We start from the raw sequence: 11,119 nt of genomic DNA, 5'->3' as shown, positions 1-11,119 counted from the left end.
GCAGCACGCCATGAGCCCAGAGTGAAGAGCGTGACCCTGGGTGAGAGAGACCTTCGGGAAGTTTGACCACGGGCGATACGGAGAGTGACTGCGTTCGCGCAGGTGAACACGTACGCCCGTAGAAACGGAGCGCTGCCTTCGCCAGATGGTGTCCCTGAGTCCTACTGGGCTCGGTGGCCGGAACCGGCCCCGACGACAACAGTTGCTAGGCGACAACATGGTGTGAAAGGCACGATGCTCACCGGGGTGGGCACTTCCCCCAGGCCACCTCCAGGGGACCTTTGATCCGATGGGGAACACGCACCGGGCACGAGGAAACCCCAGGCCAGCCGGGGCGAACCCGTGCACTGGCCTGGGGTCAGTGGTGCCGTCTGGCTCCTGGTGTGCTCGCCGGTTGGACTACCCGACCGAAGCCGAGGTGCCGCGTAGTAGTGCGGCGGTAGCCTCGGCCGCCGCCTTCGCCACATCCGGGAACACCGACTGGTAGGTGTCCTGGGTGAAGTGCGTGGTCGCGTGCCCCAGCTCGGCCGAGACCACCTTCACGTCCGTCCCGGCGGCCAACGCCAGTGAGGCGGCTCCGTGGCGGAGCCCGTGCAACGTGATCGGCGGCAGTCCAGCGGCCCTGGCGATGCGCAGGAACCAGTCACTGACCTGCCCCGGATGCCATCCTGCGCCATTCTCCTTGGTGAAGGCCAGGCCACTGTCCACCCACGCCGCCCCGGCCTTGAGACGGGCCTCGTTCTGGAACCTCCTCCAAGCCCGCAGCACCTTGATGGTGTCGGCATCCAGGGTGATGGTGCGCTGGCCCGCTGCGCTCTTCGGGGTGGAGGTGATCGTCTCCCACGCGAGTTGCACGACCTGGACGCGGATGTCGATCTGCCCGTCCGTCAGCCGGGTGTTAGCCCAGGGCAGTCCGACCGCTTCTCCTCGGCGCAGACCCTTGACCGCGATCAGGTGGAACATCGGGTATAGCCACGGGTACTTCCTCGCGTGCACCAGAAAAGTGCGGGTCTGCTCCGGTGTCCACACCATCACCTCTCCTGGCACCGTGCCGTCCTTCTTCCACTGGCGCACCCGGTCGGGTGTCCACACCAGCGGACGCTTCCTCGGACAGGAAGGCAACCGCACATGCGAGGCGATGTTCACCGACACCGGCAAATCCGGACGCTTGACGGCTTCGGACAACGCACTCCGGAGAGTCGCGCGGATGCGGTGCTTCGTGGACAGCGAGATCACCCACCGACCGCGCACCGAGGCCCGCACCTGGGGGTCGTCGGACTCACGGCACTCCAGGATGTGGCTGTTGGTTTCCTCAATCGCCGCGAACATGGTCTCGACGTGGCGGGCCTGGAGCTTGTCCACTCGCAGCCGGCCCAGGTGCGGGACGAGGTAGGTGCGGATGTGCCCGGCGTAGGAGGCCCGGGTTCCCGCGGCCAGATCGGGCTTGCCCGCCAACCACTCCCCCAACCACACCTCAACGGTGGGAGGTTCGGTGCGCACATCCACCGCCATCGCCACACGCCTACGCACCTCCTCCAGGTCGGGGAGTGGTCGGCGCTGCTTCAACGCCGCCTGGACCAGGTCAGCAATCTGCACCTCCACCACCGGCTCCCTCTCGGCCAGGGCAATGAGCGCCTTGACGTGCTCCAACCCCGCACGGGCCTGTTCCTGGGAGGCCAGGCCGACCCGTCGGGCCTGGCGGCGCCCGCCCTCACCGGTCGGAGGAAGCTCGTACTGGAACGCCCACGCCCCATGAGCCGGATTCCATCCTCCGCTCCGGCGCTTGAGCTGCGGACACCTCACTCCCAGTGGCCTGCCGGTGTTCTCGTCACGGCATCCGCACCGTTTGAACGTGGACCCCTCACGCGCGGCCATGCACGGCCTCACCTTCGTCTCGATCACCACGCACACCACATCCGCTACATCGTCAACCACCGGCAGCGAGCCGACCTCGGTCACCGTGACCGAAGTGTTCACACCCACACGTCCCACCTCTGAGCTGCATGGATACGGCGTACGGCCCCGCGTGTGGCGGGGCACCACGCATCCACGCTCGACCTCGTAGAGGTGGTCAAGCGGATTCGACACAACCGTCGTCCGATGGGTACACAGCCCCGCCCGCCCATCCGATACGCCCGGCTTCGCCCTGTTCCTGCCACCGCCCTGACCAGGGCCGTTCCAGGGGTCAACGACGCGGACCCCACCGAGCCCGCCACACGGCCCGTCAGCGCCGACCGCCCGCCCCAGGGCGCCCCCGGGGGGCCCGCCGCGCAGTGGGGCCGACGTCGGGGCGCTGACAGCCCCACGCCACCCGCCCACGTCCCAGGGTCACACCATGGGCCTGGAACCCGCCCCGAGCCGCCCTGTTCCAGAGCGACGCTTCTCCTCGCCACCACGCCTCGGCCCTCCCCTGACGTCGTCTTGGGCGTCTTCGCCCTGATGAACCTCTATGAAGACGCGCCCGATGCAGATGCGACACCCGACCTCAGGACCTCACGCGGCTCGGCCTCCGCCGCCGCGTACCGCTGACAGACGAGATTGCGTGAAGCGCGGCCCGGGACAACAAAAAACACACGGGCAGAGAGGGAAGAGAAGGCTGCGATGCAGCACCCCGGATCTGGGTAATCTTGGAGCCTGCACAAAAGCAAGGGATTAAATACTTCTCTCATGATGAAGCCGAAAGACTTTCACTGAGCAAGAGGCGAAGAAAGAAGGGATGCCACATAAGTAGAGCGCCCGTGGAGGCGGGTGGGGCGGGCGCGCTCGCCCGTGAGCGAGGGCGCCCCGCCCGCCTACGTGACGAGAACTACCCACTGGGGTATAAGTCTGGACTCCCGTTGGCCCACCCACAGGGGCGTTGACCTGCGCATCAGCACAGGCAGGGGTGGGCCAGCCAAGAGTGGCCCACCCGCTGGCCCAGCCGGTGGCCCATGCGCTGGCCAGGGTTCACTTCGGGTTCAGTGGAGGTTCACACCCCACCTTCCCGCTTCCAAGGAAGTCAGAGGGAAAGCGCGCATGCGCTTCTCACAGGCACAGGAAATCGCGCTTTGCCACTCGATAGGCGAGAGCGCTCCGGCCACCTCGATCGCACCAGAGCGACTCTTCATGGGAAGGGATGGCGATTGCCATCCGGAAGGAGAAGATCCTTTTTCCATGGCTTCTTGGCCAGGGGAATCCTGCGCGTGGCAGGTGACAGAACTCGCATGCCCCTGGTCTGGTGAGAGGAAGAGAGGGCAGACCAGGCCGTCCGGGAGGAGGCGCAGCGGAAGAGGGAGTCAGGCGCAGGTGGGCTGAGGCCACGGTAGACGTAGGCGGGCGGATCCGCCCCCGCTTGTCGGGGCGGGGCCGCCCGCCTACGTGAAGAGGACTACCCACTGGGTATAAGTCTGGCTTTCCAACGGCCCACCCAAAGGGCCTTTCACCTGCACTGATAACGCCCGAGAGGTGGGCCGATCAAAGCGGCCCACCCACGGGCGGAGGCACAGGCGGAGTCACAGGCCCCCGGAAAGGCCCAGTCACAGGCGGAGTCACAGGCCCGCCAACGGCCCACACCCTGACACGACGTACGGGCGAGGCCACCTGCCCGGCTCTGGTGTCGAGGTCACAGACGCAGGTGTTGACGACTACCCGGAAGGTTCTTCTGACCCCCACCAAGCGAGGCCGGGGCGGCGCCGACCAGTGATCATGGTCAGCACCGCCCTGACCTGAGTTCTTCCTTCTCAGGTGGAGATCGCCTGCCAGCGCCGCACCAAGTGGGCCAGCTCAGCGAACTCACCTTCGCCACCGCCCCCAGGGGCAGAAGGCGGTGATGTCGCTGGGCCTCGAGTACCCACCGTTTCCTCACCTCGGTTCGCCTGCACAACCCCCTTGCTGTGCGTGCGGACGACGCGGTCCTCGTGCCGAGCGAGGTAGGGGCGCACCCCGCGCACCCCGTCATCGTCCTCACACCACCCACGCGGCCCCGTATACGGAGTCCGCTGCGGCACCCGCACCGGAACCTCCCTCGGCTGCTCCTCTCCGGACCGAGGCCGCGGAACATCCGTACGCCCCTTGGCCGCAGCCCGCACTGAGACCGGTGCTCGGTCCTTTCGCGCACTCCGCGAGGGCAGCGGTGAGCGGACCTCAGCCACCGGTCGCGTACTCGGACCGGTGGGGCCACAGAACAGCGCGGCAAGCACCACCCCGAGGACCCAGCGCATCTGTTCGCCCCAACCTTGACGGCGCTTGCGGTGCCGCCCGCTATGCTTCTCCATGGCTTCCTCCTGGTGTAGTCAGGTGGGAATCACGCCCCGGGCCGGTGTTCTCAGCACCAGCTCGGGGCACCCTTTTCTCTTGTCAGCGACCCCGCGAACGAGGCCGGTTCTTCCTGTGCGGCCGCGGGTGAGTGTCAATGGCCCCGGGGCCGTACGCCCCCGAAACTGCGCTTCTCACCCACTCTGCACAATTAGGCACAAAGCAACCCAAGGCCCAGCGAATAGGTGTCCTTTTCGCTGAGGGTGGTCGATGTTCCCTTGGATGGGCGAGAACCTGCAACCCCGCCGATCGAAATAGTCATCGTGTTCTACTGGACAGCTACGTTCCGGTTCAGAGGTGGTCCGCGTCGATCCGGGAGAACACCAGGTCGCTCATCTCTGCGACCGGTTGCTCCCACCTCTGCGGCGGGATGGGCCTCCTGATCGCGGTGGGGTAGGTGGTCGCGTCGTACTCGTTGGCGATTCGGTAGGTGTGAAAGCCCGCTTCCCTCAGCGGTCCAATCACGGCGCTCGGGTCGAGTCCCTGCTTCGCCAGAGCTCGCGGAGTGATCTCGATGATCAGTTCGGCGTCGGACCGTAGCGTTCCGAGCGCGGGCAGGAGGCTCCGCACCGCTGCGACTTCGGCCCCCTCGACGTCGATCTTGATCAGCCGTGCGTTCCTGACCTCAGCAGGGTCGAGAATTCCCGTGAGCGGCGCGGCGCTGGTGTGGAAGGATTCGTGCACGACACGCGGCCGGACCGTGGAAGTGCCGCCGAGGTTGCCTGGGTCGGCCAGGAACATGTCCACACATCCGGGTTCCGCCGCGACGGCCTGGGCGACGGTTCGGATGTTGCACGCACCGTTGAGCAGGATCATCGTCCGCAGGTGCTGGTGAAAGCGCGGAACGGGTTCGATCGCGACGACGTGCCCGGTGGGACCGACGAGGTGGGAGGCGAGCATCGTGTAGTAGCCGATGTTCGCGCCCGCGTCCACGAAGGTGTCCCCGGGTTTGAGGCGGCGGGTGATCCACGCGGTCAGGTGGGGTTCCCAGGTACCGAAGGTGTAGAGGTAGCGCTGGATGATGTCGCTGGTGGTGACCGGGAACCGGCCTCCGAACCGTGCCTGGGCGAGGGCGGTGACGGGCCTGTGCGTGAGTTCGTGGTCCAGCCACCGGATGGCTCGTGCGGAGACGGGCTCGGGCGCGTGTCGGATCATTGTTCGTAGGGTTGCTCGGGTGAAGCGGTGCATCAGCTACTCCGGGAAGGAGGACGTGTGGGACGGGTCCCTGTGGTGTTCCTGCTGGTCGGCTTGACCGGCTCGGGAAAGACCACCTACGCGCGGACCGTGCTGGAGCCGCGCGGTGTGGTGCGGTTGTCGGTGGACGAGGAGGTCCACCGACGGCACGGCCGGTACGGGGTGGACTATCCGGAGTGGGAGTACTTCGAGCGCCAAGCCCCGGTCGTGGAGTGGGTGCGCGAGCGTCTGGTCTCGTTGGTGTGCGAGGGGCGTGACGTGGTGGTGGACCACGGTCTGTGGCGGTGTGCTGAACGAGCCGAGTGGAAGAAGCTGGTGGAGTCGGCGGGGGCGCGGTGGAGGTTGCTGTACTTCCCCGTGGAACACGAGGAGTTGCTGCGGCGGCTCTCGGAGCGCAACCGCCGCCAGGACGCCAACGCGTTGACGGTCACCCCGGAGGCGCTGGCGGACTTCGTGGCCAGGTTCGACCCGCCAGAGGATGAGGACGAGGAGGTCATCGCTCCGGGGTCGTTTCCGCGTGGACCGGCCGCCAGTGGGTGAGGATCCGGTGGGCTTCGTCCTGCCAACCGGACGGGGTGCGGTCGAGGGTGACGGTCCGGAATCGGAGTACGGGGTCGGTGGTGTCGATCCGTCCTCCGTTCTGACGCAGGTGCTCCAGGAGCCGGGCGGCCTCGTGGCGGACGGCTGGGCTGGTCTCGGTCCAGGTGCCAGAGGCGAAGCGGTCGACCCGGCGCCGCAGGTCGGCGTCGATTCCGTGCCGCCATTTGAAGTGGTGGACCACCGCGACCGGTCCGTGGGCGGGGTGGTGGCCCGGAGCGCGGTGGTTGCCCGAGGAGACGGTGACGCCGGAGCGGGCCAGGACGATCTTGCGGGGGTCCGCCAGCAGTAGGCGGTGGGTGAGCCAGCCGCCCAGGGGGTAGGCGGCATCCAACCGTGCTCGCGGGTCCTCCCCCATGGCCTCTGCTTCGGGCGGGCACCATCCGTTCAGGTGTCCAGTGCGGGTGACGCGGTCGAGCATCAGTCCGCGCACCACCGTGTGTCCTGCGCTTTCCGCTGCTGTCACGGTGTCGTCGAGGCTGGTGGCGAAGGTGTGGAACTCGTCGCTGTCGGCGATCAGGTGCCACTCGGCGTCGGCGTGGGCCCGAAGGCGGTCGCGCAGGCTGGCGTTGGTGGTCTCATGCCAGGGACCGTGCTCGACCAGTACCGGGGTGACGCCCAAGCGGTTGAGCGTCTCCCGTAGGCGCTGTTCGCTTCCCTGCGGTGCGTGCTCGGGCAGGTGGAGTGCGAGGTGGAAGTCGCGGACTCCGAGCGCCCGGTAGTGGTCGATCCAGGCGTGGAGCAGGGGTGTCTCGACGGGTCCGATGACGGCGATCAGCGGTGGGGGCATGGCTGTTCCTCCTCGGTGGCCAGGTTCTGGAGAAGCGCGAGCATCCGGGCCGGTGTGCGCAGCCCGAGGTCCTCAGCCGCTGTCGGCGGGGGTGTCAGCGGCGGGTGCGTCGCGGCCTTGTCGATGGCGTGGGCGAGCGCGAGTGGGTCTTGGGGCGGGATGACGGCGGCCCAGGATCGGACGCACCCGGTCAGGGCGGGGCCGTGGTCGGAGAGCAGGAGCGGGACGCCGAAGCGGGCGCAGTCCGCGACCAACCCGGACTCCTTGCCCGCTCCTGGGTGCCGGATGACGGCGGTGAAGCTGCTGGCGGCGTAGACCTGCCGGATGTCCGCGGGGTTCAGTGGGCCGGGTAGCGCACGGAGGGCGACGCCGGGTGCTCTGGCCATACGGTCGAGCAGGTCCGGATCAGTGGGGCTGCCCGCGACGAGGACGTGAAGGGGCTGAGCGAGGTGTTCCAGCGCGGTGGTCACGGTCGCCATGTCCTTGTGCGGCCACCATCCGCCCACCAGGCACAGGACGGCTTCCCCCTCCGGCAGACCGAGGACCTGTCGGGCGCGGGTGCGTTCGCCCGGCCTGATGCGCTCGTCGGGGTCGGCGAGGGCGAAGGGGTGGACTACGGTCCTGAGTGCGGGGAAGCGTTCGCGTACCTCGTCCTCCACGGACCGCGTCGGGCACAGGGCGAGGACCCGCCTGGGCGGGGTGAGGCGTCCGAGTGCCCGCACGATGCGGTCCTCGGTGGTGTTGACCTCGTGGACCACGCGCAGGTGCGGTGTCCGGGACAACACGCGGGCCAGGCCGTGGAGGGCCTCGCTGGCGGTAAGGATGACGGCGGTCTCGGGGGTGCGGCCCAGCAGGTGGCGTGCGGTGTGCAGGGAGGCGGCTTCGGTCAGGCATCGGGCGACCAGGGTGATCTGGTGCGGGAGTCGCCGGTGTGGCAGCAGGAGCCGTGCCCTCGCGGCGGAGCGCTGCGCGCCCTTCCCCAGGGCGAGGAGAAGGCGGGCCTTGTTGCCCTCCGGCCGTGTGGCCACTCGGACCCCGTGCTCCTGGAGCAGGGTGTGCACGTGGACGGGCATTCCGTTGAGAGTGATCACCGCGACCCGGTGACCTGCGGTGGCGGCAGCACGGGCGAGGTGGGTGAGGGCGTGCTGCCAGTGCCCCGCGTGTTCGGTGGCCGGTTCGACCAGCGCCACGGCCCGCCTCACGACCGCTCCTGGGCGCAGGCCGCGTCGAATTGGGCGCGCAGCCACACGGGATCGTTCAGACGCTGCCAGGCGGGGGCGTCGTCGGGTGTGCTGCGGGCGAAGGCGGAGCCATCGCGTGCACCGCGTTGGACCCAACGGGTAAAGCGGCCTCTGGCCGGGGCGGACCAGGCGCGGAGCTGCTCGCGCGTGGTGTCGGTGTCGGCCCCGTATTCGCAGCCGCGGGTGAGCATCGCGACCTCCCGGAAGGCGGCCTTCCAGGCGTGGTAGGGGCTCTGGTCGAAACGGGTGGTGCCCGCCACCTGGTCGAGGAACTCCACCCGCCCGGGGAGGGCGGCGAGGACATCGACGGCCTCGCCCAGGTGGCGGAGGGCGTCGCGGCTGATGAGCTTCATCCCGCCGTAGCCGTAGGCGCGGCCGGTGACGGGGTTGGCGGCCTTCCACACCCGCATGGCCACGTCCTCGCCCAGGGCATCGGGTTCGAGGGTGAAGGTGGTGTGGATGTGGAAGTCGCCGTCAGCGAGGAGGAAGGCGTCGGTGTCGACCAATTCGGCGGCGAGCCGGTAGGCGCGGCGCATGCCGACCACGCCGTGCAGGCGTTTGACCGGGCGCTCCAGGACACGTTCCAGGCGGGTGTGCAGGTCGTTGGCGAGGGGTTCGTCGAAGGAGAGCATCACCGCGTCGGGGCGGGGGTTCACGCGATCGCCTCCAGGTAGCGGGCGGCCACGCGTTCGGGGGCCAGGTGGCGGGTGGAGTCGTGGGCGTGGCGGCTGTGAGCGGACCAGAAAGCGGGGTCCTGGACCAGGCGGTCGGCGAGCTTGACGGCTCCGTCGAGGTCGTGGGGGTCGAAGAGCAGGTCCTGGTGGACGGCCTCGGCCATCCACGCCATCCGGGGCGCGATGACGGGAACGCCCATGGCGTGCAGGTCGATGATCGACATGGACCAGGTGCATCCGGGGCGCAGGGGTGCGAACCCGAGGGTGCTCTCGGCGAGGAAGGAGCGGTAGCGTTCGCGGTCGCCGCCATCGGTGCAGACGGTGACTCCGGGGGTCGCGGAGAGTCGGGCGAGGGCGTGTTCGGGGCTGGGGTCCAGGGCGATGCGGCTGGGGTCGCGGCGGCCGAAGAGGTCCATGACGCGGAGGGCGAGGCCGTTGGCGGTGACCCGCTGGGCGATGTCGACGAAGTGGCCGGTGCCGTAGTGGCGGTAGAGCCGGTGGTTGTACAGACCTGTCGGGTGCTCGGGAGCGGTGGCGTCGGAGCGGACCAGGCGGGGATCGCGGGGAGGCGGCACGATATGGATCCGGTCGTCGACGCCGGCCCGGTAGGTGGCCGAGGCCTGGAGGACCCAGTCCCGGGCGGTGCGGGAATGGACGAGGAGTCGGTCGCAGGCGGCCAGGCCGCTGGCGAAGGCCAGGCGGAGGGGGACTTCGAGGCCGCCGTCGCTGAGGGAGGCGTCCTTGACCAGGTGCCCGTGTTCGTCGACGGAGAAGGGCAGGTAGTGGCAGTAGCCGATGACCTGGGCGTCGCTACCCGCGTCGAGCATCGCGGTGCGGACGGCGGGGGCGGCCTCGATCTGGTTGACCACGACGGTGTCCGGGCGGGTGGCGCGCAGGAGCTGGGCGAGGTAGCCGACGTCGTGTACGAGGCGCACGCGGTACTTGCTGGTGGCCGCGGGCGGGGGCACCATGTGGCGGACGCGGGTGTCGGTGACCGGGATGGGGCACACCAGCGTGACGTCGTATCCGGCGTCGGTGAGTGCCGGGGTGAGGATGTCGGCGTAGATCCACCCGGAGTCGGCGCTGAGCCGGGAGGCGTTGGAGACGTTGAGCAGGTAGAGCATGGACCTGGACATGAGGGTGCTTTCTTGGTCGTCGGGGGTCAGGGTCAGCGGGTGAGGAAGGTGCTCGCGGCCAGCAGTGCGTCCACCTCGTGCTTGAGGAAGCGGCGATGGCCACCGGGGGTTCGGAAGCTGGTGATCCGGCCTTCCTTGGCCCACCGGGAGACGGTCCTGGCGTCCACGCGGAAGGTCTGGGCGACCTCTCCTGGCGTGAGTACGCGGAGGGTTCGGAGAGCGGGTGTCCGTCGGTCCAGAGGACAGAGGCAACAGGTTCCTCTCTGAAGGTTGTGAGGCTCACGGGGGTACGGCCTGTGCGGCTGGTCCTCGTGTTCCTCGGGAAGAGCCTCGAAGACGCCGGACAGGGTGTGTGGCGTTACCGCCGGGAGTGAGTGCGATCAGCGGGCACGCGTGCTCGGGGCCGTGGAAGCGGGCGTAGAGGGCTCGTCGGCACGGTGGCCGGGCGGTGGTCCGCCCGCGCTGAAGGGCGCGGGCGGTTTCGTCGTGCTCGGGGCCGTGGCGGACGTCCCAGGCCGCGGCGCTGCTGTTATCGCGTGGGCGGGAGGTGGCGGTCGAAGATCCCCCACACGGTGACGGGTCCTCCGGCGCAGCCGTCCCATTCCCAGTACAGGGCGAGTTCGGCCAGGCGTCGTAGCCCGCTCCCCTGCCGTTCGGGGCACCCTTCGGCGGAAGGGGCCTCGATGGGAACCGGGAAGGTCAACGGTGCTCCCGGACGGGGCCCGTCGTCGGTCACCGCCAGTTTGAAGGAGAAGGGCTGTTTCTCCAGCCTGATCCGCACGGTCCCGCCCGGCAGGCCAGAGGCGGTGTGCGCCAAGGCGTTGCGGTGGAGGATCGTCACAGCCTCGAGCAGCCGTTTGCGCTGGCTCGCGGGCGAGCTACAGCGTGGAAACAGCCAGCGGGCGGCCGTGCGGATGTGATGCGGTTCGTGTCCGAACTCGGCGATCCACGTGTTCGGGTCGGCGCAGCGAATGCGGCGAGGCAGCCGCGGCAAGGCGTCGGAAGGGCCGGGGGCGTTACCCCGGCTTATCCCGAGCTGGGTACTCTCCTGCATGTTGTCACCTGGAGTGTCGAGAACGCATGGGTGAGGCCGTGTCCCGGGGCTGCTGTAACAGTCGCCGGGACTTTCTCGTCTGAGGTGGCCCGCGAGCCTCGCCTTCTCTCGATGCTCCACGGCCCTCTGGCCACACGTAT

At 68.9% G+C, this 11,119-nt stretch carries 9 protein-coding genes; 1 reads left to right on the top strand and 8 read right to left on the bottom strand.

Going from position 1 to position 11,119, the window contains the following annotated elements:
- Positions 1–399: 399 nt before the first annotated feature.
- Positions 400–1,875, bottom strand: coding sequence for a tyrosine-type recombinase/integrase (locus tag ACSIH6_RS06075; RefSeq protein WP_435107230.1), 1,476 nt, complete (start codon positions 1,873–1,875; stop codon positions 400–402).
- Positions 1,876–4,584: 2,709 nt separating this feature from the next.
- Positions 4,585–5,448, bottom strand: a complete 864-nt coding sequence (locus tag ACSIH6_RS06070) for an FkbM family methyltransferase (protein ID WP_435107222.1) — start codon at positions 5,446–5,448, stop codon at positions 4,585–4,587.
- Between the two features lie 57 nt (positions 5,449–5,505).
- On the opposite strand from ACSIH6_RS06070, the gene ACSIH6_RS06065 reads away from it, so the two are divergent.
- Positions 5,506–6,027 carry a P-loop nucleotide/nucleoside kinase family protein gene (locus ACSIH6_RS06065; protein WP_435107221.1) on the top strand — a complete coding sequence of 174 codons (522 nt, stop codon included), beginning with the start codon at positions 5,506–5,508 and terminating at the stop codon, positions 6,025–6,027.
- Here the strand turns inward: ACSIH6_RS06065 and ACSIH6_RS06060 are convergent.
- The 6 genes from ACSIH6_RS06060 to ACSIH6_RS06035 all read right to left on the bottom strand — a co-directional run bounded on the left by ACSIH6_RS06060 (position 5,981) and on the right by ACSIH6_RS06035 (position 10,766).
- On the bottom strand, positions 5,981–6,874 hold the full coding sequence (locus tag ACSIH6_RS06060) for a glycosyltransferase family protein (RefSeq protein ID WP_435107220.1): 894 nt from the start codon (positions 6,872–6,874) through the stop codon (positions 5,981–5,983). The two genes, ACSIH6_RS06065 and ACSIH6_RS06060, sit on opposite strands and share 47 nt — an antisense overlap.
- Positions 6,859–8,076 (bottom strand): glycosyltransferase family protein, encoded by a 1,218-nt coding sequence (locus ACSIH6_RS06055; protein WP_435107219.1) that lies wholly within the window; start codon positions 8,074–8,076, stop codon positions 6,859–6,861. Before ACSIH6_RS06055 ends, ACSIH6_RS06060 begins: the two co-directional genes overlap by 16 nt.
- A complete protein-coding gene (locus tag ACSIH6_RS06050) occupies positions 8,073–8,771 on the bottom strand; it encodes a hypothetical protein (protein ID WP_435107218.1) in 699 nt (232 codons plus the stop codon). The genes ACSIH6_RS06055 and ACSIH6_RS06050 overlap by 4 nt, the downstream gene beginning before the upstream one ends.
- Positions 8,768–9,925, bottom strand: a complete 1,158-nt coding sequence (locus ACSIH6_RS06045; protein WP_435107217.1) for a glycosyltransferase — start codon at positions 9,923–9,925, stop codon at positions 8,768–8,770. The genes ACSIH6_RS06050 and ACSIH6_RS06045 overlap by 4 nt, the downstream gene beginning before the upstream one ends.
- Positions 9,926–9,957: 32 nt before the next feature.
- Positions 9,958–10,164 (bottom strand): BldC family transcriptional regulator, encoded by a 207-nt coding sequence (locus tag ACSIH6_RS06040; protein WP_435107229.1) that lies wholly within the window; start codon positions 10,162–10,164, stop codon positions 9,958–9,960.
- A 290-nt stretch (positions 10,165–10,454) separates the two neighbouring features.
- Positions 10,455–10,766 carry an ATP-binding protein gene (locus tag ACSIH6_RS06035; RefSeq protein ID WP_435107216.1) on the bottom strand — a complete coding sequence of 104 codons (312 nt, stop codon included), beginning with the start codon at positions 10,764–10,766 and terminating at the stop codon, positions 10,455–10,457.
- Positions 10,767–11,119: the final 353 nt, after the last annotated feature.

It is taken from the genome of Nocardiopsis synnemataformans, from assembly GCF_965343085.1.
Classification (GTDB): domain Bacteria; phylum Actinomycetota; class Actinomycetes; order Streptosporangiales; family Streptosporangiaceae; genus Nocardiopsis; species Nocardiopsis alborubida.
Note: the sequence above shows the minus strand (reverse complement) of the source record. Positions and strands in the feature narration are given on the sequence as shown.